Below are 23,652 nucleotides of genomic sequence, written 5' to 3'. Positions count from 1 at the left end.
CCTTTACGAAAGAGAAGGGGACCCGTGTACGTTAGGGACCGTCGCGCCGTGCGGGCGTTAGCCGGTTACCGCCACCCTCTGACGCGCGAACTCGCCTATCATGTGCACCTTCCTTTTCAGATGACCGATGCGTAATGACTGCCGACAACCTCACCACCGCCCTCACCACCGCCGACATGCTTGAGATCGACGGGTTGCACGCCTTCGAATTTGAGCTGTCAGAAGAAAAGCTGCAGATCACCGCCATGGACGGCCGTGCTGAAAAGCGCTGGACGTTCAGCCTGGAGCAGGTCGAACACGCCACCTTTGACCAGACCCTGCAAAGCTGGACCCTGACCGGTGACTCGGGCGAGCATCGCCTGATCTGCATGAGTGCGATCACCGGCAACAATAACGATGAGGACGACGAGCATGATGATGCGTAAATTCTGGCCGCTGCTGATGGCGGGCAGTGTCGGTGCAATGTCGGTGCAGGCTGCACCGGCCGACACCCATGACCTGCTGGTGGGCAGCTACACCGCCGGCAGCAGCGAAGGTATCTACCGCCTGCAGTTCGACAGCCGCACCGGCCAGTTCAACGGCAAGCCGGTGCTGGCGGCCAAGGCGGCCAATCCGTCCTGGCTGACCCTTTCCAAAGACCAGAAGCGCCTCTACGTGGTCAACGAAAATGGCCCGGGCCAGCAGGACGCGGTCGGCCGCGTCAGCGGCTACAGCATTGACCCGCAGAATCATCAGCTCAGCCTGATCAACCAGGTGCAGAGCCTGGGCAATGAGCCGACCCATTCCAGCATTGCGGCTGACGGGCGCTATCTGTTCGTCGCCAACTACTCGGTCCTGGAAGACCCGGGCGGCAGCCTGGCGATTCTGCCGCTGGACGCCAGCGGCAAGCTGTCGGCACCGGTGCAAATGAGCGGGCACCCGGCCAGTGGCGTGAACCCTGAACGCCAGGCCTCCAACCACGTGCACTCGGTGGTGGCGTCGCCCGATGGCAACTACGTGTTCGTGCAGGACCTGGGTGCCGACAAGGTGTTCGTCTACCGCTACGACCCCAAGGCCAATCACGAACAACCGTTGACCCCGGCCAAGCCGGCGTCGGTGCAACTGCCGGCGGGCAGCGGTCCGCGTCACCTGCTGTTCAGCGCCGACGGCAAGCATGCCTGGCTGACCACCGAGATGAGTGCCCAGATTGCGGTGTTCGATTATCAGGACGGCCAGCTCACCCAGACCCAACTGGTGGAGTACGCCACTGGCCAGCCGGTGACCGATAAGGCCGGTGCAGCGTTGCATGCCTCCAGCGACGGCAAGTTCCTGTACGTGAGCAATCGCGGTACGGCCAATCAGCTGCTGGTGTTCAGCATCGACCCGGCCACGGCGCACCTCAAGCAGATTCAAAAACGCTCCGTCGAGGGCGACCACCCGCGTGAATTCAGCCTGGACCCGAGCGGCAAGTTCGTGCTGATCGCCAACCAGAAAAGCAATGAAATCGTAGTGGTCGAGCGCGACCAGAAGACCGGCCTGCTGGGTAAAACCGTGCAGAAACTGCCTATTGATGCGCCCAGCGACCTCAAGTTTCTGGTGCGTCAATAAGCCACAGGCCCCGCAACGCGGGGCCTGAGCTTTTCCATTAATTCTGTTAATAGCGGCTACTGTTTCAAAGCATTTCCAAGGTTCAACGCCTCGGGCGTAAGTTGAGTCCCAAGGCCTTCCCCGGCCACTCAACCAAACGAACACGAGGGTTACCGCCATGAACTTGAATCTCTTCTCCATCATCGCCGCTTCTGCTGTCTCCGCCACTGTTGCCTTGCCAGCGGCTGCCAGCGTGGACGTCACCGACAAAAAATCCAGCACCAGCGCCTATACCCAGAAGTACCTGCAACAAAGCGCCAACTTCTATGCCGCCCTCGATCACAAGACCCTGCGATAAGCTTGAACTCAGGGTTTGGCCATTACCGCTACAAACAGCGGCGATTCCAGAAAGCGCTGCAGCCAGGTATGTAATCGGATATAGGGTGTACTGGCGAACCACTCGCGATCCACATGGGCAAACTGGCGCACGAACGGTGCCAGTGCCACATCTGCCAGGCTCAAATGCTCGGCCAACAAGCAGCTACGCCCCGCCAGTAAATGTTCCAGCTTCTGCAGGAACACCTCACCCTCGGCCCGATAATGTTCCATCGGATGCTCCGGGTAGCGCTCGGCGTACTTGTATCGATTCAAATGATGTTTGAAGTCCTGGTCATTCTCGGCGATCAACGCCAGCGCGGCCGGGTCATCCTGCCGCAACCAGTCATCCGGGTCGTGCTGCGCCAGGGCCCACTGCATGATCGCCAGGCTTTCATCGATCACTTGGCCGCCCACGCTCAACACCGGCACCGTGCCCTTGGGCGACAGCGCCAGCATTTCAGCCGGCTTGGCCCTCAGGCTCACCTCGACAATGCGCACCGCCACCCCGGCGTAGCGCAGGGCCATGCGAGCGCGCATTGCATAAGGGCAGCGCCGGAACGAATACAGCAGCGCCTCGCTCACGTGACCTCCAGGGTGCTCAAGCCGTTGCCCTGACGCTTGACCTGGATCTGCACCGGAATGCGCTCGTGCATTTCCTGCACATGGGAAATCACCGCCACCTTGCGGCCCTGGGCCTGCAAGCCGTCCAGCGCGTCCATCGCCAGTTGCAGCGACTCCGGGTCCAGGCTGCCGAAGCCCTCGTCGATAAACAGCGACTCGATCTTCAGCGTGCTCGACGCCATGGATGCCAGCCCAAGGGCCAGGGCCAACGACACCAGAAACGTCTCGCCGCCAGACAACGAATGCACCGAGCGCAGTTCGTCACCCATCTCCGTGTCCATCACCAGCAGCCCGAGCATGCTGCCGCCGCGCTTGAGGCGATAACGACGCACCAGTTGGCGCAGCTGCACGTTGGCGTGGTGCACCAACAGGTCGAGGTTGTAGGCCTGAGCGAGTTTGCGGAACACGTCGCCGGTGGCCGAGCCGATCAGTGCATTCAGGCGCGCCCAGCGTTGCCATTCTTCATAGGCCTTGGTGATTTGCGCGGCCAGTGCACTGTTGGCGTCCTGGCGGCGCTGGTCTTCAGACTGGCGCGCGCGCAGCTCGGCGCAGCATTTTTCGCCCTCCGCCAATTGCTGGTTCAGGGCTGCGAGGTTGCTGTCCAGCTGTTCGGCTTCCAAGTTGCCGTTGTGCAGAGCCTGATGGTCGGCCAGGCGCTGTTCGCGCTCTTGCAGCAACACCCTGGCTTGCTCGACGGCTTTTTCACTGGCCTGCACCTGGTGGCGCAGCGCACTGAGCTGAGCGTCGTCGAACCCCAGCAGGCGTGTGAGTTGGGTGTCATCCAACTCGGCATGCAATGCGCGCCACTCGCTCAAGCGTGTGTCGAGCGCCGCTTGTTCGCTGTGCAGCGCCGACTGACGTTCTTCACGGGCCTTGAGGTCAGCCGCCAACTGGATCAGCTCGTTATGAATGGCCTGCAATTGTTGACTGGCATCGGTTTCGCTCTGGCGTGACTGCACCACCGCCTGTTCCAGCTGCTGTTGCCAGTGTTCGGCACTGGCGTAGTCGCCCAGCAAGGTCGCAAGTTTTTCCTGGGCCGCCTGTTGCTGGGTCGCCAGCTCATTGAACTGCTGGCTGAGCGCGTCGAGCTGCTGCTCACGATGCTGCTGATGGGTGTGCTCTTTCTCGATGGCCTGCTGACGCGCCTGCTGTTCGGCCAGTTCGTCACGTTGATGGCCCAGTTGCTCAAGCCGCTGGCTGACGTGCTGGTCGAGCAACATGAAGGTTGCCGCCGGATCGCGGCGCAGACCGTCGAGGGTTTCGGCGGGCAACAGGCTGGCGAAGGCGTGCAATTCTTCGTCCAGGCGTTCGCGGTCGTTGGCCAGCTCGCGTTGCTGGTCGAGCATCAGTTGGCGCGCTTGCTGGCTCGCTTCCTGGGCGCTTTGCAGCTGCTGTTGCAGGCGCCCGGCATTGTGTTGCAGGTTAAGCAGTGCGGCCTGGCGCTGTTCGTCCTGGCCGATGCTCTGGGTCAACTGGTTGAGCTGCTGGGCCAGCCAGGCACTGCGTTTGGCCGCTTCCTGATTGAACAGCGAAGCCGCCAGCGGGTGCGCCTCAAGGCTCGGCTTGAGCGCAGTGTGCTGGGCGCTCAGGTGGTCCTGTTGTTGCAGGAACTCTTTCTGCTGGGCGATCAGGCCGCCGACCTCACCGCGCAGCTCGGTGAGCTTTTCCTTGAGCGTGTCGACGGCTTTCTGCGCCGTGGCCTCTTCGGTTTCATCGTGGCGACCCAGGCTGTGCAGCAGCGCTTCGGGCTGGTGATACGGGTGTTCAGGGCTGCCGCACACGGGGCAGGGCTGGTCATCCTGTAACTGTTCGCGCAACTCCTCGACGCTGGCACTGCGCGCCAGGCGTTGGCGCTCCAGCAGTTGCCGGGTCACGGTGAGGGTCTGTTCGGCGACCGCCAGTTCGGCCTTGGCTTGCAGGCCGGTCTGGTTCAGTTGCTCGCGTTTTTGCGCCGCGTCGACGAGCTTCTGCGTGAGTGCGGCGGCTTGCTGGTCCAACTGCTGCTGGCTGTCCCACAGGCGCGTCAGGTCTTCGAAGGCGCGCTGTTGCTTGCGATTGTCTTGCAGCAGGCTGGCCAGCAGCTGCACCTGTTCGGCTACAGCGTGGGGTTCGGCGCCGGCTTCCTGAAACAGCAGGTCCAGCGCTTCGCGCTGTTCGGCGAACGTTTGTGCAGTGGCAGTGGCGCGCTGTTCCAGCTGGGGCAATTCGGCCTGGCCTTTGCTCAGGCGGTTGCCGATCAGCATCAGCTGTTGCAGGCGATCGCGGTAGGCGTTCCAGGCATCGCTCAGTGGGGCAAGGACGGCGCTGCGTTCAAGCTCGGCGGCCAGGCGTTGAAGGCGCTGTTCGACGTCGGCGTGTTTGTCCTGCATGGCTTTGAGCCGGGCCTGGCCTTCATGGCAGGCGCTTTGTTGCTGGTGTTTTTCTTCGGTGCGCTTGGCGAGTTCGCGAGTCAGGTGGGCGAGGGTGCTTTGCTCTTCGACGGCCTGGCGCAACAGCGGCGCGGCGTCGGCCTGGTTTTTCAGGGCATGGGCCAAAGCGCTTTGCGCGCTGGTTTGTTGCAACTGTGCCTGCTGCTGACGGGTATGCAGCGCGTGTTGCTGTTCAATAAGCTGCTGAATCTGCGCGGCCAGTGGCGTGAGCAAGGTATTGAGTTCGGCCTGGCGCGCGAAGTGATGACGTTGTGGCGCCAACTGCTCCAGGTGGTTCAGGTCCTGGCGTTGCGGGCTCTGGGCTGTCCACTCGGCGTGTGCCTGTTGCAGTTGTTGGGTGGCGCTGAGCTGGCGCTCCTGCCATTCGCGCAGTTCCTTGAGCCAGGTGTGTTGCAATTCGAGCTGCTTGAGCTGGGCCTGCTGAGTCTTTAACTGTTGCTGTGCGTCGCTCAGTTGCTGGTCCAGTTCGGCACGGGCTTCGGCGGCCAGCGGGACGATGCCGGTGGCTTGATCCTGCAACTGCTTGTGTACGTCTCGCGCGTCTTTGGCCTTGTCGAAGGCGCGGCGACCAAGCTGGGTGTACAGCGCGGTGTCGGTGAGCTTTTCGAGCAGCTCGCTGCGCTCGTTGTCGTTGGCCTTGAGGAACGCGCTGAACTCGCTTTGTGCCAGCAGCACCGCACGGGTGAACTGCTCGAAGTTCAGGCCCAGGGCCAGTTCCAGCTGAGTTTTGTATTCGGTTTTCTGGCTGGCCAGCACTTGATCGCTGTCCAGGTCCAGCAGGCTTTGCCGACTGTTCTGCAGCTTGCCACTGGCCTTGTCGCGGGCGCGGTTGGCCTCCCAGCGCGCGCGGTAGCGACGGCCGTTGACGCCGACAAAATCCACTTCGGCATAGCCGCCCCCCGTGCCGCGACGGATCAGCGTGCGCGGATCGCCAATGGAAATGTCAGTATCGGCATCCGGCATTTTCGCCTGGCCGGTGTCGCCCAGCCGCGGCACCGCGCCAAACAACGCCAGGCACAAGGCATCGAGCAGGGTGCTTTTACCCGCGCCGGTGGGGCCTGTGATTGCAAACAAGCCGGCGCTGGCTAGCGGCTCGGCGGTAAAGTCGATTTCAAACGGGCCTGCCAGTGAGGCGAGGTTTTTCAGGCGGATGGCAAGAATTTTCATGGCTGTTGCTCCTCCTGTTGCACTTCCTGGAGCAGCACGGCGAAGTCATTGAGGGTCTGCTCGTCCACTTCACTGCCGTAGCTGTCGTGCCAGGCGCGGCTGAACAATTCCTGGGGCGTGAGCTGGTCGAGTTCGATCAGTCGTGCGTCGTCGTTGTCGTCCTGACCGCGCTTGCCGGCGTATTCGGCGGCGATCCGCACCAGGCGCACGGCCTTGCCCTGCAAGGCGGCTTCGATTTGCTGGCGCAGGTCCGGCTGCGGCTCATCCAGGCGCACACGCACTTCGAGCCAAGGGTGACGCTGGGTTTCGGCGAGCAGGTCAATGTCGGGCAGCTCTGCCAGCGCTTTGAGAATGTCAGCCAGCGGCGCGGCGTCCAGGCGAAGCAGGTTGACCGCGCGCGGGATCAGCAGCGGTTCGACGCTGACCAGTCTTTCGCCCTGGAACATCACGTCGAGAATCTGGTGTTTGTAGCCGATCTCGGAAAACGACAGCGGAATTGGCGAGCCGCTATAACGAATGCGCTCTTCGCCATTCACCTTTTGTGGCTTGTGCAAATGGCCGAGGGCTACGTAACCGACAGTTTTATCGAACAGACTGGCAGGCAGCGCCTCGGCGTTGCCGATGATCAGGCTGCGCTCGGAATCTTCCGAGACCGAACCGCCGGCCATATGCGCATGGCTGATGGCAATCAGCGCCTGGCCTTTTTTGCGCTTGGCGTTGGCGGCGGCGATCAGCCATTCATGCACTTGGCCGATACCGCGCAAGTAATCGTCGCCCAAGTGGGCGCCGGTGACCTCCGCCGGGCGCAGGAAGGGCAGTGCGAGGCACCAGCCGGCAATCTTGCCTTTGGCCGTGGGCAAGGGAATCAGCAGGCGCTCGGCATCCAGTTGCCCGTCATCCAGCCACAGCACCCGGCCCAGCGCATGGGTGCGCAGACGGCGCATCAACGGCGCGGGCAACTCGATGCGCGAGCCGGAGTCATGGTTGCCGGCGATCATCACGATGGTCAGTTCGGGATTTTGTTCGTGGGCGCTGATGATGAAATCATACAGCCGCTCCTGAGCCTTGAGTGGCGGGTTGACCGTGTCGAAGATATCGCCGGCGATCAGCAGCACGTCAGGGCTATGAGCCTTGAGCTGACCCAGCAGCCACGCCAGGAAGCAGGCGTGTTCGAAGTCGCGTTCCTGGCCATGGAGGTTTTGGCCCAGGTGCCAGTCGGAGGTGTGAAACAGACGCAAGGCGAACTCCGTGGAGAAGATGGAAAGGAGGGGAGTTTACCTGCAAAAGCGCGGGGTATGCCTGCGGCCTGTACAGACCAAAGGTGGGAGGCTCCACCAAGTCTTCGACTTGGCGCCGTCGCGCAGCAAACTGGCGCCTCTGTGGCGAGCGGGCTTGCCCCGCGTTGAGGTGCGAAGCGCCCCCAATCAAGGGGAACGCGATGTACCTGACACTGCCCTGAGCACGGTTTTGGGGCTGCTGCGCAGCCCAACGCAGGACAAGCCTGCTCGCCACAGGAATGTGGCTGTTTGAACTTTCAGGTTTAAATCAAAAAGTTATTTTGTGTTTGGTAAACGCGGGCTCGCTCCCGATAGCGGCGGCTCTGCGAGTTTCAATATGAATGACCTGGTATTAATAAAAGTCTGTTTGTCTCAGTGTCGAATTGAAGTTTATTCAGGCAGGGTCGGGGGGTAGGAGAAGACTTGCACGCTCCTGCTCTTAAAGATGACAGGGCAGTTCTTATTGTTTTTAGGAGGCGACCGGCATATTCGGATTAATTGTTCGTGCGTCATTTTTCGGCGTCTTCTGTCCGAAGAAGTCATCCTGATAGTTTATTGTGGAGAGCGTTATGAAAAACTTATCGCGTTACCCTTCGCAGTGTGCTGGGGAAGCCCCCGGCATATTTATTGAACGCGAGGTAGGCTCATCATGGAAAAGAGAAACGTACAGCGTCGGAAACAACGCGTCGTATGTCGGTTCTTTTGGCAGTTATCGCGTAAGGGTGAGTAATGATAGCGGCGTTGCAAAAGCCTACTCGGGGACCGTCAGGTACGGTCGTTAGGCGCTGTAGCCAGTGCGCCTACACGGCGCACTGCGCTTTGTTCAAGCCTTTTCGTTCACCGACAAAGTGCTGCTGGAAGAATTGACGAAGTACGCCAGCGCGTTGATAGCCTGATTGGCATTGACCATGCCCTGCAGATAATCCATGGCACCTTCTCTATACGAGCGCAGCGGCTCACTTTTACGGTAATCGATTTCATCCTGCATTTTTTCATTGAACAAGGCGATAGCGTTGAATTTAACGTCGGTTTTTGTTTGATAGCCGTTAACGTCAGATGCACCGTCTCCAGCAATAAACAGTCCAAACGCTCGCCGGCTTATCATGCCCTCATCGTAAAGCCGTCTGCCTACTTTCTTGAGCTCATCGGTACTGATCGAAGTCATGTCATAACCTTTCAAAAAATCCTTAAGTGCGCTGATCCTTTCCTCATCTTGCAATTTCAAAGCCTGCGCTGCCTCGGAGGCGTCAGTGACGGTAAAGGCATTAGTGGTCATTTGCGGATTTTTGATGACATAGGCAGCGCTTTCACGGGATGGGTGAGTCGGTGGTGTCAAGATAATAGCCATTTGCAAGCTCCATTAGTTGAACATTACATCCCGTTATCGGCGGTTGAGGTGCGCACTTAAGTGTGACGAAAGTATTTGTGCTGTGTTGTGTCCATTTAAATAAAGTGCCTCTGGCTACAAGCACCAGGGGCTAACGGCTTAGGAAGTATCCTGCGCGTTAAGGCGAAATGGACTACTAGCCAAAGACGGCTATCGTCGGGAGCGGTGATGATGGTCGGGGTGGCACCAGCGTGGGGTATGCCTGCGGCCTGTACAGACCAAAGGTGGGAGGCTCCACCAAGTCTTCGACTTGGCGCCGTCGCGCAGCAAACTGGCGCCTCTGTGGCGAGCGGGCTTGCCCCGCGTTGGGGTGCGCAGCGCCCCCAATCAAGGGGAACGCGATGTACCTGGCACTGCCCTGAGCACGGTTTTGGGGCTGCTGCGCAGCCCAACGCAGGACAAGCCTGCTCGCCACAGGAATGTGGCTATTTGAACTTTCAGGTTTAAATCAAAAAGTTATTTTGTGTTTGGTAAACGTGGGCTCGCTCCCGATAGCGGCGGCTCTGCGAGTTTCGATATGAATGACCTGGTATTAATAAAAGTCTGTTTGTCTCAGTGTCGAATTGAAGTTTATTCAGACAGGGTCGAGGATTAGGAAAAAACTTACACGTTCCTACTCTTAAAGGTGACGGAGCAGTCCTTATTCTTTTTAGGAAGCGTCCGGCATATTCTGGTTAATTGTTCGTGCATCATTTTTCAGCGTCTTCTGTCCGAAGAAGCCATCCTGATAGTTTATTGTGGAGAGCGTTATGAAAAAACTTATCGCGTTACCCTTCGCAGTGTTGATGTTGGCGTCCATGCAGGCCTCTGCCTTGTGTTTGAGTATTAACGATAGTTATACCGGAACTGTCCCGCCTGATACCGAAGTGACGGCATATGGACCATTTTCCATCACGCCTGCCAATGGATGTTTAACAGCCAGTATTGAGGCGATGGTGTTTGCTGGCGGTGCCGGAAAAGCCCCCGGCATATTTATTGAACGCGAGGTAGGCTCATCATGGAAAAGAGAAACGTACAGCGTCGGAAACAACGCGTCGTATGTCGGTTCTTTTGGCAGTTATCGCGTAAGGGTGAGTAATGATAGCGGCGTTGCAAAAGCCTACTCGGGGACCGTCAGGTACGGTCGTTAGGCGCTGTAGCCAGTGCGCCTACAGGGCGCACTGCGCTTTGTTCAAGCCTTTTCGTTAACCGACAAAGTGCTGCTGGAAGAGTTGACAAAGTACGCCAGCGCGTTGATAGCCTGATTGGCATTGACCATGCCCTGCAGATAATCCATGGCACCTTCTCTATACGAGCGCAGCGGCTCACTTTTACGGTAATCGATTTCATCCTGCATTTTTTCATTGAACAAGGCGATAGCGTTGAACTTAACGTCGGTTTTTGTTTGATAGCCGTTAACGTCAGATGCACCGTCTCCAGCAATAAACAGTCCAAACGCTCGCCGGCTTATCATGCCCTCATCGTAAAGCCGTCTGCCTACTTTCTTGAGCTCATCGGTACTGATCGAAGTCATGTCATAACCTTTCAAAAAATCCTTAAGTGCGCTGATCCTTTCCTCATCTTGCAATTTCAAAGCCTGCGCTGCCTCGGAGGCGTCAGTGACGGTAAAGGCATTAGTGGTCATTTGCGGATTTTTGATGACATAGGCAGCGCTTTCACGGGATGGGTGAGTCGGTGGTGTCAAGATAATAGCCATTTGCAAGCTCCATTAGTTGAACATTACATCCCGTTATCGGCGGTTGAGGTGCGCACTTAAGTGTGACGAAAGTATTTGTACTGTGTTGTGTTCATTTAAATAAAGTGCCTCTGGCTACAAGCACCACGGGCTAACGGCTTAGGAAATATCCTGCGCGTTGAGGTGAAATGGACTACTAGCCAATCTATTTGGGATAGAGCGGCGGCAAGCTGGTGCTGTCCGTTGCTGGATCCTGCTCGCGGTCCGCCATTGGAATGGCCTTGACCGCACGCCACAGGTCTTCCCCCAGCCAGTAGTGGCCTCCTTCGCTGTACAGCGCGCCATTCAACCCATCCAAGGCATCCGACAACGGCACGAAGCGCGCCGCCATCTCGGCGAGGGTTTCCGGTTGCTGGCGGGCCCAGGCGTCCAGCGCCTGGCGCGTGGCCTGGGGGTCGTTGGCCTGAGTGGCGCGTTTGAGGTCGTCGAGCAGGCTGCGCGGGCTCGGGCCGGTTTGCGCGGCACGCAGCACGGCCGGCTGCGAGCGGGCGCGCCACCACAAGCCGAAGCCGAGCAGGGTGGTGCAGGCCAGCAGCAGGGTGCTCAACTGCCACAGCCACAGACGGCTATCGTCGGGGGCGGTGATGATGGTCGGGGTGGCGGGCGTGTCCACCACCAGGCTCGGGTTGTTGGCCACTTGCAGAGTGCGGGCCGGCAGGCTGGTGCGCTCAAGGTGGTCTTCGTGGGTGTTCCACCACACTACTTCCAGCGGCGGCAACTCCAGCGCGCCGACGCGATTGGGAACCAGGGCCTCGCGGTCTTCACGGCTGCCGACCAGGCCACGGTCGCTGTTCTGGTTGCCCAGCACGGGCTGGTCCGGATAACGACGCAGGCCGGCGATGTCGGTGCTGGGCAGGGCCGGCAGTTGTGCGCTGGACAGCCCTTCGGCCTTGACCGTGAGGCTGCGGGTCAGCGAGTCACCCACCTGTACATGCTCGGGCTCCGGGTTCCAGCTTTCCGTGAGGGTCAGGCTGCGCGCCGGCAACCAGGGCGCATCCGCCGGGTACAGGGCGGGTTTGGGCTTGACCGTCAACAGCATGGGCGCGGAGCTGACATGGATCAGCTTGCCCGGCTTGGTGCCTTGCAGGGTGTTCTCCTGCGCCGGGCGCGACTCCACCAGCGTTGCGCTGAAGGTCTGCGCGGGAATCTCCACCGCGCCGCTGCGCTGCGGGTAGATGGCGTAGCGCGTTTCGATCACGCCATGACGAATGCTGTTGATGACCTTCTCGTAAGTGCGCGACTCACCCAGTTGCTCGATACGCGCGTCCGGAATCTGCAATGGCGTGAGGCTGCTGTCGTCATACAGCGACACCGAGTGGTACACGCGCACAGTCATCAGCACCTGGGCCTGCACGTAGGCCGTGTTCTGGTCGAGGCTGGCCTGGACGAACACGGGTGCAAGTTCCGCGCTGGTGTTCTGGCTGGCGGTTTCCATCACTTGCAGGGCGATTGGCTGGGTCCTGTACTCGCCCACCTGCAGCGGCGGGATCACCACCTCGCCGTTCTCCTTGGGCAACAACGTGATGATCCAGCGCGTAGTCGCGTGGTTGTCGCCGCCCAGGGTGGTGAGCTGGTTGATCTGGCGCGTGCCGCTGACTTCGAACTGCGCGTCCAGAGGCGACAGGTCGGGCTTGCCGAACTGGGTGACGTCGCTCGATTCCACCGTCAGTTCCACCGTTTCCCCGGAGTTGAGGCGGCTGCGGTCGACGCTGGCGACCAGACTCGCCGCCTGGGCGGAGCCTGCCGTCAGCGCGAGCAGAAGCAGAAGGGGGGGGCAGCGGTTCATCGCGTCTTGTCCTGATGCTGTTGCTGTTCGTACCAGAATTTGCGCCGCAGCAGCTCGCCGGGGTTGTCCGGGATCTGCTGCAGCCATTGTTCCAGGGCCTGGCGGTGTTCGCCATCGAGGCTGGCGTCATTGGCGTTCAGCGGCGGGGTGGTGGTTTGCTCATCGCCCAGCTCGCTGCCCGGGACTTCATTGCTGCCGGACTTCGAGGGTGTACCCGGTTGGGTGTCGCCGGTCTGGCCCTGGCCCTGGGACGATTGCTCGCCGCCGGTGGCACGTTGCCCGCTGTCGCCCGGTTGCGCAGTTTGGCCGGGTTGGGTGGTTTCGTCATCTTCGTTTTTTGCAGGCTCAGGCGGCTCGGGGGGCGTCTGCTGCTGCATCAGGGCTTCGACCAGGGCCTTGTTTTGCAGCGCCGGTTGCAGGTCCGGTTGTGCTTCCAGGGCCTGGTCGTAGGCGTCGATCGCCGCTTCCAGCTCGCCGGAGCGGGCCAGGGCGTTGCCTCGATTGTAGTGGGCGCTGGCGTCAGTGCCCTGGGCAAAACGCTTGATGGCCTCGGCATAGTTGCCCGCCTCATACAGCGCCACGCCTTGCCACTGCGGGTCGGCAAAACGCTCGGCGGCTTCGGCGGGGCGTTGCTGTTGCAGCAACTGCTGGCCTTGTTGGTCGGCGCGCAGCCACAGGTCCTGCAATGCGAAGGCGTAGCTGGGCTGCGGCGCGGCCATCAGCAGCAGCGGCAGGCAAAACAACCAGCCACGCCGACCGGCGCAGGCGGCCAGCAACAACAGCGGCAGCAGCAGCCAGTAACCCTGGTCGGCCCAGCTGTCGAGGTGCAGCCGTTGGCCGTCGCTGCGCGCCGTTTGTGGCGGGTCGAGCACGCCGAGCTGACGCAGGTCTTTGTCGTCCAGGCGCGCGGCGCGGTAGCGGCCGCCCATCTCGCTGGCGAAAGCCTTGAGGGTCGGGCTGTCGAGCCGCGGGATCAGGATCGCGCCTTGTTCGTCCTTGAGGAACTCGCCGCTTTCCTGGGTCACCGGTGTGCCTTCGCGGCTGCCGATGCCAAGAATCGACAGCGCCGGTGACGCATTGCCTTGCAGCAACAGCCGGATGCCCTGGCGCTCCTGTTTGGACAGCGACGAGCCGATCAACAGCAGACGCCCCTGGCCGAGGCCGCCGTGCTTGAGCAGGGCCAGGGCCTTTTCCACGGCGAGGTCCGCGCGATGGCCGGGCTCGGGCATGATCGAGGGGCGCAGGGCTTCGAGCAGGTTGCGGCTGGTGCCGAGGTCGTCCGACAGCGGCACCAGGGTGTGGGCACTGCCGGCGTATACCACGATGGCGGTTTGCGCATCGCTGCGCGCCTGCAGCAAGTCATACAGCTTGCGCCGCGCCTGTTCGAGGCGATTGGGCGGGCTGTCGGTGGCGAGCATTTCCGGGGTCAGTTCCAGCAGCACCACCAACGGGTCGGCAGGCTTCTGGCTGGTTTGTTCCACGCGCTGCCAGCTCGGGCCGAGCAGCGCCAGCACGGCCAACAGCCATGCGAGACCCAGCAGCACCCACGGCGATTTGCTCTCGCGCCCGTTGCCGCCGCTGAGCAGCACGGCGTGGAACGTGGGCGGCAGGATCATCTGCCAGCGCCCGGCGCGTTTTTGCCGGTGCCACAATTGCCACAGCAGCCAGCCAAGCAGCGGCAGCAGCAACAGCCACCAGGGACGGAACCAGTGCGGCCACAGGTCGATCATCGACGCCTCCGCAGACGCAGGCGTTTGAGGCGCTGGCGCCATTCAGGGCGCTGCGGCAAGAACATCCCCCGCCTCGGCAGCTTGTTCAACAACCGTTGCAGGGCGTTGTCGGGCCAGCGTTCATGGATCACCAGCAGCATGCTCAGGATCAGCGCCAATGCCAACGGCCCGCTGTACAACGCCTGGGCCGGGCGGGCTTGGGTGGGTTGCTGTTCGACCGGTTCAAGTTGGTCGAGGGTGTCTTTGACCTGTTGCAGTTCCTCACCATCCCGTGCGCGGAAATACCGGCCGCCGGTGGCTTGGGCGATGGCCTTGAGCGCCGGCTCGTCGAGGTCCAGGCTCGGGTTGACGCCGAGGATGCCCAGGGAACCGGTCTGCTCGGGGTCGGCGCCGATGCCGATGGGGTAGATCTTCACGCCTTCTTCAGCGGCCAGGCGCGCGGCGGTCAGTGGGTCGATCTGCCCGCCATTGTTGGCGCCGTCGGTGACCAGAATCAGCACGCGGCTCTGCGCCGGACGCTGGCGCAGGCGCTTGAGGGCCAGGCCAATTGCGTCACCGATGGCGGTGTTCTTGCCGGCGATGCCGATACGCGCTTCGTCCAGCCAGGTACGCACGGTGCGCCGGTCAAACGTCAGCGGCGCCTGCAAATAGGCCTGGCTGCCAAACAGGATCAGCCCGACGCGGTCGCCTTCACGGCCTTGCAGGAAATCGCCGAGCAAATGCTTGACCAGAGTGAGGCGACTGACGTCCTCGTCCTGCCAGTGCATGTCGGGAAAGTCCATGGAACCGGACACGTCCACCGCCACCAGCAGATCGCGGCCGCTGGCGGCAATCGGCAGTGGCTCGCCGAGCCATTCGGGGCGGGCGGCGGCGGTCAGCAGCAGTAGCCACAGCACCACGAACGGCGCTTGCTGGCGCCAGCCAGGCAGGTTGATGCGCGCGCGACGCCGGGCCAGACCTTCGAGGTCCTCGAGGTAGCTGACGTTGAGCGCCGGCTCGCCACTGTCGGCGATGGGCAGCAGCAGTCGCATTACCCAAGGCAAGGGCAACAGGACGAAGATCCACGGCCAGGCGAACTCAAACATGTTTGCGAATCCAGGTGTCGACGGCCTGGGTCAGGCCAGCGATGGCCTTGTCGTCGAGTTTGCATTCGGGCTTGTAGGCGCCTTCGACCAGCACCATCCAGCGCGTGAGGCCGGCGGCCGGGCAGCGGTTGTCGAGAAACGCCAGCCATTTGCGGCCGTTGAGGGTGTGGCTCTGGCTGTAGGGATAGTCGTTGCGGCACAGGCGCTTGAGCAGGCCGTTGAGCTGTTGCAGCCAGGCACCGGCGGGTGCGCCGTCATACGGCTTGGGCATCAACGCCAGCTCGGCCAGGGCGGCGATGCGCAATGGGTCCAGCGGTTGCTCGGCGCGCGCCACCGGGCGGCGGGTGGGCAGGAAGCGACGCGCCCACCACAGGCCCCAGCCGAGCAGCGGCACTGCCAGCAGCAACAGCCACCAACCCGGCGCGGGCGGCCACAGGCCGATGGGCGGCGGAGTGATCAGCGGTTGCAGTTGGTCGAGGCTGCTCATTGCTTTTTGACCGGGCGCTGCGGGTTAAGATATTCGCGCAGTTGCTCGACCATTTCGCTCTGGGTGCTCAAGGGCATCAGCAATACCCGCAGTTTCTGCGCGAGCCGTTCCCAGCGGGCGGTACGCGCCTCGGCCTGGGCCTTGTAGGCCTGGCGCAGGTCGAAGTTGAGCGTGTCCAGTTCCAGCTGCGCGCCGCGTTGCGCGAACCTGAGCAGCCCGGCGGCGGGCAGGGCGTGGTCGAGTGGGTCGGAAATCGGCAGCAGCAGCAGGTCGCAATGGCGCGACAGCAGGCTCAGTTGCTGTTCGGCGCCTTCGGTGAGGGCGCGCTCGTCACAGATCACGATGCCCAGGCTGCCCGGGCGCAATACTTCGCGGCCACGGCGCAGCGCCATGCCCAGGGCGTCGGCTTCCGGAAGGCTTTCGGTGTTCAGGCTCTGGTTGACGTGCACCAGGCGGTTGAGCAGTTGCAGCAGGCTTTGCTTGCTGCGTCGCGGTTTGATTTCGTAATGCTCGCTGTCGCCGAACACCAGCCCGCCAACACGGTCGTTATGCCCCAGCGCGGCCCAGCCAATCAAACTGGCCGCCTGCGCCGCCAGCACCGACTTGAACATCTGCCCCGAGCCGAAAAACAGCCGGCAGCTTTGCTCCACCATGATGAAGATCGGACGTTCGCGCTCTTCGTGAAACAGCTTGGTGTGCGGTTCCTGGGTGCGCGCGGTGACGCGCCAGTCGATGGTGCGCACATCGTCGCCGGCCTGGTACACGCGCACCTGATCGAAGTCGACACCGCGCCCGCGCAGCTTGGAGTGGTGCAGGCCGATCATCGGACTGCGCTGGCCGGGCGTTGAAAACAGCTGCACTTCGCGCACGCGATGACGCATCTCGATCAGCTCGCTGAGCGTGACGCGGATGCCGGCGCTGGTGTTCATCGGCTTCAAGCGACGGCAACGACGTCGAGAATGCGTTGCACCACGCGGTCCTGGTCGATGCCGGCGGCTTCTGCCTCGAAGGACAAAATGATGCGATGGCGCAGCACGTCGAACAGCACCGCCTGGATATCTTCGGGGCTGACGAAGTCGCGGCCGGCGAGCCAGGCGTGGGCACGGGCGCAACGGTCGAGGGCAATCGAGCCACGGGGGCTGGCGCCGTAGGCAATCCACTCGGCCATTTCCGCGTCGAACTTGGCCGGGGTGCGGGTGGCCATCACCAGTTGCACCAGGTATTCCTCCACCGCATCGGCCATGTACAGGCCGAGGATTTCCTTGCGCGCGGCGAAGATCGCCTGCTGGCTGACGCGGCGTTCTGGCTTGGTTTCGCCGTTGAGCGCCTCGCCGCGCGCCTGTTGCAGGATGCGTCGCTCCACGGCGGCGTCGGGGAAGCCGATCTTGACGTGCATCAGAAAGCGGTCGAGCTGGGCTTCGGGCAGCGGGTAGGTGCCTTCCTGCTCGATGGGGTTTTGCGTGGCCATCACCAGAAACAGCGGCGACAGGTCGTAGGTGCTGCGGCCCACGCTGACCTGGCGCTCGGCCATGGCCTCGAGCAGGGCCGATTGCACCTTGGCCGGCGCCCGGTTGATTTCGTCGGCCAGCACGAGGTTGTGGAAGATCGGGCCTTGCTGAAACACGAAGCTGCCGGTTTCCGGGCGATAGATCTCGGTGCCGGTGATGTCGGCGGGCAACAGGTCGGGGGTGAACTGGATTCGGTGGAACTGCGCTTCGATGCCTTCGGCCAGCTCTTTGATGGCCTTGGTCTTGGCCAGGCCCGGTGCGCCTTCCACCAGCATGTGGCCGTCGGCCAACAGCGCAATAAGCAGGCGCTCGATGAGTTTTTCCTGGCCGAGAATCTGCGTGGAAAGAAAGGTTCGCAGCGCAAGCAGCGCTTCACGATGTTCCATCGATGGCGGTTCCTGGGAAGAAGAGCCTTGGGTGTCATGAACGCTGCCAAGGCCGGGGGCGTCTACTTTAATGCATCGAAGGGGGCGGCGACTAACGACGTAACGGGTATTTTTGGCAAATCTTGTAGGATTTTTGTGTGGGCAGCACCAATCGCATTGAACACACATGCTGTTGTGAGCGCCGTCCCTGTGGGAGCTGGCTTGCCTGCGATGGCAGCAACCCGGCCTGACTGACAGACCGAGTCGCCTGTATCGCAGGCAAGCCCGCTCCCACATTTGAGCGTAGACACCCTTTAGACTCGGATGAAAGTACCGGTACCCTCGAGGATGTTTTGCAGGGTTTCTTCGACCTCAGCCAGGTCCGATAGGGGCGTGGCGTGAGTGATTTCCAACTGGTCCTTGCCCCCCAGCGCATCGGCATCGCCGGCGGCCAGCTCGACCAGCAGCGTCGTATTACCCAGGGTGACCTTCAGCCCGTCCAGGGTCGATGGCGCGTAGTCCCAGGTCAATTCAACCTCGTCTTCATCCGGGTAGCGGGTCAGCATGAACATCTCGCCGTTTTTGCCGTGGCAGCACAGCATGGCCATGTTGTCTTCCTCGTCATCGCACGGGGTGGCCATCAGGGCGTCGGTTTTCAGTTGCAGCATGGGGCAATCCTGTCTGGAGGCGGGGCGGTATGCGATCAATTGTGCCACCGCGACGAATTTTGTGCTGCAAGCTGTGTCACACCCAGTGCATGACCTGGCAGCGTCAATCGGTCATTTTCGGTACTCGTGCCTGAGAAAACCGCTCGTTTAACTGCCGGTTGCGCCTGTTGCAACCCAAGCGCTGCTTGCCGATGACCGAATATGTCGCCGCACCGCAAGCAGGCGGGTTCCCACACTCGTTAAGCTGCGCAACGGGTGTGCCCCGGCCGGGCGTCTGACCTGCCCGTCGTACCGTCATCCGGCTGTGGTTCATCCAGTGGAAGTTGTATGTGACCTGACTGTCTTGTCCAGCTTCACCCACCTGTCGCTCTGATTCGTTTATGGTGCTTGTCATCGTTACCACGAACAGAGCTGACGGTCTCCCCGCACGGGGATAACACGCGACGCTTCCATCAATAACAAGCCCAAGCGGAGTACCACAGATGGCGTTCTTCACCGCAGCCAGCAAGGCCGACTTCCAGCATCAACTGCAAGCGGCACTGGCGCAGCACATCAGCGAACAGGCACTGCCACAAGTGGCGCTGTTCGCTGAGCAATTCTTCGGCATTATTTCCCTGGATGAACTGACCCAGCGTCGCCTGTCCGACCTGGCCGGTTGCACCCTGTCTGCCTGGCGCCTGCTTGAGCGCTTTGATCCCGCGCAACCGCAAGTGCGCGTTTACAACCCCGATTACGAACGTCATGGCTGGCAGTCGACCCACACCGCGGTCGAAGTGCTGCACCGTGACTTGCCCTTCCTGGTGGACTCGGTGCGTACCGAGCTGAACCGTCGTGGCTACAGCATCCACACCCTGCAGACCACCGTGCTCAGCACCCGTCGTGGCAGCAAGGGCGAGCTGCTGGAAATCCTGCCCAAGGGCACCCAGGGCGAGGGCATCGAGCAAGAGTCGCTGATGTACCTGGAAATCGACCGTTGCGCCAACGCCGCCGAACTGAGCGTGCTGAGCAAAGAGCTGGAGCAGGTGCTCGGCGAAGTGCGGGTAGCGGTGGCCGATTTCGAACCGATGAAAGCCAAGGTCCAGGACCTGCTGGCCGGTATCGATGCCAGCCAGTATGCGATTGACGGCGAAGAAAAAGCCGAGATCAAGAATTTCCTCGAATGGCTGGTGGGCAACCACTTCACCTTCCTGGGCTACGAAGAATTCGTGGTACGTGACGAAGCGGACGGCGGTCATATCGAATATGACGCCAGCTCTTTCCTCGGTCTGACCAAGCTGCTGCGCGCCGGCCTCAGCGCCGACGACCTGCGCATCGAAGACTACGCCGTGGCCTACCTGCGCGAGCCGACCGTGCTGTCGTTCGCCAAGGCGGCGCACCCAAGCCGCGTGCATCGCCCGGCCTACCCGGACTACGTGTCGATTCGCGAGATCGATGCCGACGGCAAGGTCCTCAAGGAACACCGCTTCATGGGCTTGTACACCTCCTCGGTGTACGGCGAAAGCGTGCGGGTCATCCCCTATATCCGCCGCAAGGTCGCGGAAATCGAGCGCCGCTCGGGCTTCCAGGCCAAGGCGCACCTGGGCAAGGAGCTTGCCCAGGTGGTTGAAGTGCTGCCCCGTGACGACCTGTTCCAGACCCCGGTCGACGAGCTGTTCAGCACCGTGATGTCGATCGTGCAGATCCAGGAGCGCAACAAGATCCGCGTGTTCCTGCGCAAAGACCCATACGGGCGCTTCTGCTACTGCCTGGCCTACGTGCCGCGTGACGTTTACTCCACCGAAGTACGCCAGAAAATCCAGCAAGTGCTGATGGATCGCCTGAAGGCCTCCGACTGCGAGTTCTGGACCTTCTTCTCCGAGTCGGTGCTGGCCCGTGTGCAGCTGATTCTGCGGGTCGACCCGAAGAACCGCCTGGACATCGACCCCCTGCAACTGGAAAAGGAAGTGGTGCAAGCCTGCCGCAGTTGGCAGGATGACTACGCAAGCCTCGTCGTCGAAAGCTTCGGCGAAGCCCACGGCACTAACGTGCTGGCGGATTTCCCGAAAGGCTTCCCGGCCGGCTACCGCGAGCGCTTTGCCGCGCATTCCGCCGTGGTCGACATGCAGCATTTGCTCAGCCTCACCGAAGCCAACCCGCTGGTGATGAGTTTCTATCAGCCGCTGGGCCAGGTCTCCGGCCAGCGCGAGCTGCATTGCAAGCTCTACCACGCCGACACCCCGCTGGCGCTGTCCGACGTGTTGCCGATCCTGGAGAACCTCGGCCTGCGTGTACTGGGTGAATTCCCGTATCGCCTGCGCCATGCCAATGGCCGTGAGTTCTGGATCCATGACTTTGCGTTCATCGCCGCCGAAGGCGTGAACCTGGATATCCAGCAGCTCAACGACACCCTGCAGGACGCGTTCGTGCACATCGTGCATGGCGACGCCGAGAACGATGCGTTCAACCGCCTGGTGCTCACCGCCGGCCTGCCATGGCGCGACGTTGCGCTGCTGCGTGCCTATGCGCGTTACCTCAAGCAGATCCGCCTGGGCTTCGACCTGGGCTACATTGCCAGCACCCTGAACAACCACACCGACATCGCTCGCGAGTTGACCCGGTTGTTCAAGACCCGCTTCTACCTGGCGCGCAAGCTCACCGCCGAGGACCTGGAAGACAAGCAGCAACGTCTGGAACAAGCGATCCTCACCGCCCTGGACGATGTTCAGGTGCTCAACGAGGACCGCATCCTGCGTCGCTATCTGGACCTGATCAAGGCCACCCTGCGCACCAACTTCTACCAGACCGACGCCAACGGCCAGAACAAGTCGTACTTCAGCTTCAAGTTCAACCCGCACGCGATCCCCGAGCTGCCCAAGCCGGTGCCGAAGTTTGAAATCTTCGTGTATTCGCCACGCGTAGAAGGCGTGCACCTGCGCTTCGGCAACGTCGCTCGGGGCGGCCTGCGCTGGTCCGACCGTGAAGAAGACTTCCGTACCGAAGTGCTCGGCCTGGTAAAAGCCCAGCAGGTGAAGAACTCGGTGATCGTGCCGGTGGGCGCCAAGGGCGGCTTCCTGCCGCGTCGCCTGCCGTTGGGCGGCAGCCGGGACGAGATCGCGGCCGAGGGTATCGCCTGCTACCGCATCTTCATCTCCGGCCTGCTGGACATTACCGACAACCTGAAAGACGGCGAGCTTGTGCCGCCGGCCAACGTCGTGCGTCACGACAACGATGACCCGTACCTGGTGGTGGCGGCGGACAAAGGCACGGCGACCTTCTCCGACATCGCCAACGGCATCGCCATCGACTACGGCTTCTGGCTGGGCGATGCGTTCGCCTCCGGTGGTTCGGCTGGTTACGACCACAAGAAGATGGGTATCACCGCCAAGGGCGCGTGGGTGGGTGTGCAGCGTCACTTCCGTGAGCGCGGCATCAATGTGCAGGAAGACAGCATCACCGTGGTGGGCGTCGGCGATATGGCCGGCGACGTGTTCGGCAATGGCTTGCTCATGTCCGACAAGCTGCAACTGGTTGCGGCCTTCAACCACCTGCATATTTTCATCGACCCCAACCCGAACCCGGCCACCAGTTTCGTCGAGCGCCAGCGCATGTTCGAGCTGCCGCGTTCGGCCTGGACTGACTACGACACCAGCATCATGTCCGAAGGCGGCGGTATCTTCTCGCGCAGCGCCAAGAGCATCGCCATCTCGCCGCAGATGAAAGAGCGCTTTGACATCTCTGCTGACAAGCTGACCCCCACCGAACTACTCAATGCCTTGCTCAAGGCGCCGGTGGACCTGTTGTGGAACGGCGGCATCGGCACTTACGTCAAGGCCAGCACCGAGAGCCACGCCGATGTGGGCGACAAGGCCAACGACGCCTTGCGCGTCAACGGTAACGAGCTGCGCTGCAAGGTGGTGGGCGAGGGTGGCAACCTGGGCATGACCCAGCTGGGTCGTGTGGAGTTCGGCCTCAATGGCGGCGGCTCCAACACCGACTTCATCGACAACGCCGGTGGTGTGGACTGTTCCGACCACGAAGTGAACATCAAGATCCTGCTCAACGAAGTGGTGCAAGCCGGTGACATGACCGACAAGCAGCGCAACCAGTTGCTGGCGAGCATGACCGACGAAGTCGGCCATCTGGTGCTGGGCAACAACTACAAGCAGACCCAGGCGCTGTCCCTGGCCGCCCGCCGTGCCTACGAGCGTGCCGCCGAGTACAAACGTCTGATGAGCGACCTCGAAGGCCGTGGCAAGCTGGACCGTGCCATCGAGTACCTGCCGACCGAGGAGCAGCTCACCGAGCGCGCCGCCAACGGCAAGGGTCTCACTCGGCCGGAGCTGTCGGTGCTGATCTCGTACAGCAAGATCGACCTCAAGGAAGCCTTGCTCAAGTCCCAGGTGCCGGATGACGACTACCTGACCCGTGACATGGAGACCGCGTTCCCGCCGAGCCTGGTGGCCAAGTTCTCCGAGGCCATGCGTCGCCACCGTCTGAAGCGTGAGATCGTCAGCACCCAGATCGCCAACGACCTGGTCAACCATATGGGCATCACCTTCGTGCAGCGCCTCAAGGAGTCGACTGGCATGAGCCCGGCGAATGTGGCCGGTGCGTATGTGATCGTGCGTGACATCTTCCACCTTCCGCACTGGTTCCGTCAGATCGAAGCGCTGGACCACCAGGTGTCGGCCGATGTGCAACTGGAGCTGATGGACGAGCTGATGCGCCTGGGCCGTCGCGCCACGCGCTGGTTCCTGCGCAGCCGTCGCAACGAGCAGGACGCTGGCCGTGACACCGCGCACTTCGGTCCGCATCTGGCGGCGTTGGGCCTCAAGCTCGACGAACTGCTGGAAGGCCCGACCCGCGAAGGCTGGCAGACCCGTTACCAGGCCTACACCGAAGCCGGGGTGCCGGAATTGCTGGCGCGCATGGTGGCAGGGACCACCCATCTGTACACCTTGCTGCCGATCATCGAAGCCGCCGACGTCACCGGGCACGATGCCGCCGAAGTGGCCAAGGCCTACTTCGCCGTGGGCAGCGCCCTCGACCTGCCGTGGTACCTGCAGCAGATCAGCGATCTTCCGGTGGCCAACAACTGGCAGGCCCAGGCCCGCGAAGCGTTCCGCGACGATGTGGACTGGCAGCAACGGGCAATCACCATCTCGGTCCTGCAAATGGCCGACGCGCCGCAGGAGATGGAAGCCCGCGTGGCGCTGTGGCTTGAGCAACATCAGGACATGGCTGATCGCTGGCGCGCCATGATGGTGGAAATTCGTGCTGCGGTCGGCACGGACTACGCCATGTACGCGGTGGCCAACCGTGAGTTGCTGGACCTGGCGTTGAGTGGTCAGTCGGTGCTGCCGCCGGTTTGATCAGGCAGTAAGACAAAAGCCCCCGTATCGTGAGATGCGGGGGCTTTTTGTTGGGCCACGCTTTATCAAACAACAGAGAACCCATATGGGAGGGAGCAAGCCTCCTCCCTCA

At 61.8% G+C, this 23,652-nt stretch carries 17 protein-coding genes; 5 read left to right on the top strand and 12 right to left on the bottom strand.

Translation table 11 applies throughout. The features are described from left to right. Positions 1-134: 134 nt before the first annotated feature. The 3 genes from H045_RS09590 to H045_RS09580 all read left to right on the top strand — a co-directional run bounded on the left by H045_RS09590 (position 135) and on the right by H045_RS09580 (position 1,924). On the top strand, positions 135-425 hold the full coding sequence (locus tag H045_RS09590) for a DUF5629 family protein (protein ID WP_003236330.1): 291 nt from the start codon (positions 135-137) through the stop codon (positions 423-425). Further along, a complete protein-coding gene (locus H045_RS09585) occupies positions 412-1,587 on the top strand; it encodes a lactonase family protein (RefSeq protein ID WP_003236328.1) in 1,176 nt (391 codons plus the stop codon). The genes H045_RS09590 and H045_RS09585 overlap by 14 nt, the downstream gene beginning before the upstream one ends. 157 nt (positions 1,588-1,744) lie before the next feature. Further along, positions 1,745-1,924 carry a hypothetical protein gene (locus H045_RS09580; RefSeq protein ID WP_003236326.1) on the top strand — a complete coding sequence of 60 codons (180 nt, stop codon included), beginning with the start codon at positions 1,745-1,747 and terminating at the stop codon, positions 1,922-1,924. Between the two features lie 8 nt (positions 1,925-1,932). Here the strand turns inward: H045_RS09580 and H045_RS09575 are convergent, their stop codons facing one another. From H045_RS09575 to H045_RS09560, 4 genes are all read right to left on the bottom strand, one after another. Further along, the gene (locus H045_RS09575) at positions 1,933-2,526 is read right to left on the bottom strand and encodes a glutathione S-transferase (protein ID WP_003236322.1); all 594 of its coding nucleotides are present in this window, start codon (positions 2,524-2,526) and stop codon (positions 1,933-1,935) included. Beyond that, positions 2,523-6,161 carry an AAA family ATPase gene (locus H045_RS09570; protein WP_015372225.1) on the bottom strand — a complete coding sequence of 1,213 codons (3,639 nt, stop codon included), beginning with the start codon at positions 6,159-6,161 and terminating at the stop codon, positions 2,523-2,525. Before H045_RS09570 ends, H045_RS09575 begins: the two co-directional genes overlap by 4 nt. Further along, the gene (locus tag H045_RS09565; protein ID WP_015372224.1) at positions 6,158-7,399 is read right to left on the bottom strand and encodes an exonuclease SbcCD subunit D C-terminal domain-containing protein; all 1,242 of its coding nucleotides are present in this window, start codon (positions 7,397-7,399) and stop codon (positions 6,158-6,160) included. Before H045_RS09565 ends, H045_RS09570 begins: the two co-directional genes overlap by 4 nt. A gap of 862 nt (positions 7,400-8,261) precedes the next feature. Further along, a complete protein-coding gene (locus tag H045_RS09560) occupies positions 8,262-8,786 on the bottom strand; it encodes a hypothetical protein (protein WP_015372223.1) in 525 nt (174 codons plus the stop codon). A gap of 788 nt (positions 8,787-9,574) precedes the next feature. On the opposite strand from H045_RS09560, the gene H045_RS25075 reads away from it, so the two are divergent. Beyond that, positions 9,575-9,955, top strand: coding sequence for a hypothetical protein (locus H045_RS25075; protein WP_141687555.1), 381 nt, complete (start codon positions 9,575-9,577; stop codon positions 9,953-9,955). 41 nt (positions 9,956-9,996) lie between these two features. On the opposite strand, the gene H045_RS09555 is transcribed toward H045_RS25075, so the two are convergent. The 8 genes from H045_RS09555 to H045_RS09520 form a co-directional block, all read right to left on the bottom strand. Next, positions 9,997-10,521 carry a hypothetical protein gene (locus H045_RS09555; protein ID WP_015372223.1) on the bottom strand — a complete coding sequence of 175 codons (525 nt, stop codon included), beginning with the start codon at positions 10,519-10,521 and terminating at the stop codon, positions 9,997-9,999. Between the two features lie 184 nt (positions 10,522-10,705). After that, positions 10,706-12,346, bottom strand: coding sequence for a BatD family protein (locus tag H045_RS09550; protein ID WP_015372222.1), 1,641 nt, complete (start codon positions 12,344-12,346; stop codon positions 10,706-10,708). Next, positions 12,343-14,076, bottom strand: coding sequence for a tetratricopeptide repeat protein (locus H045_RS09545; protein ID WP_015372221.1), 1,734 nt, complete (start codon positions 14,074-14,076; stop codon positions 12,343-12,345). Before H045_RS09545 ends, H045_RS09550 begins: the two co-directional genes overlap by 4 nt. Then, positions 14,073-15,161, bottom strand: a complete 1,089-nt coding sequence (locus H045_RS09540; protein ID WP_015372220.1) for a vWA domain-containing protein — start codon at positions 15,159-15,161, stop codon at positions 14,073-14,075. The genes H045_RS09545 and H045_RS09540 overlap by 4 nt, the downstream gene beginning before the upstream one ends. Then, positions 15,154-15,648 (bottom strand): DUF4381 domain-containing protein, encoded by a 495-nt coding sequence (locus H045_RS09535; protein WP_015372219.1) that lies wholly within the window; start codon positions 15,646-15,648, stop codon positions 15,154-15,156. Before H045_RS09535 ends, H045_RS09540 begins: the two co-directional genes overlap by 8 nt. Next, positions 15,645-16,577 carry a DUF58 domain-containing protein gene (locus tag H045_RS09530; protein WP_003236442.1) on the bottom strand — a complete coding sequence of 311 codons (933 nt, stop codon included), beginning with the start codon at positions 16,575-16,577 and terminating at the stop codon, positions 15,645-15,647. The genes H045_RS09535 and H045_RS09530 overlap by 4 nt, the downstream gene beginning before the upstream one ends. 5 nt (positions 16,578-16,582) lie before the next feature. After that, on the bottom strand, positions 16,583-17,542 hold the full coding sequence (locus H045_RS09525) for an AAA family ATPase (RefSeq protein WP_003236444.1): 960 nt from the start codon (positions 17,540-17,542) through the stop codon (positions 16,583-16,585). A 293-nt stretch (positions 17,543-17,835) separates the two neighbouring features. Beyond that, positions 17,836-18,189, bottom strand: a complete 354-nt coding sequence (locus H045_RS09520) for a hypothetical protein (RefSeq protein ID WP_015372218.1) — start codon at positions 18,187-18,189, stop codon at positions 17,836-17,838. Positions 18,190-18,671: 482 nt separating this feature from the next. Between H045_RS09520 and H045_RS09515 the strand changes: the two genes are divergently transcribed. Further along, positions 18,672-23,540 (top strand): NAD-glutamate dehydrogenase, encoded by a 4,869-nt coding sequence (locus tag H045_RS09515; protein ID WP_015372217.1) that lies wholly within the window; start codon positions 18,672-18,674, stop codon positions 23,538-23,540. Positions 23,541-23,652 lie beyond the last annotated feature (112 nt).

It is taken from the genome of Pseudomonas poae RE*1-1-14 (genome assembly GCF_000336465.1).
GTDB classification, from domain to species: Bacteria; Pseudomonadota; Gammaproteobacteria; order Pseudomonadales; family Pseudomonadaceae; genus Aquipseudomonas; species Aquipseudomonas poae.
This window is presented reverse-complemented; position numbering and strand designations above follow the sequence as displayed.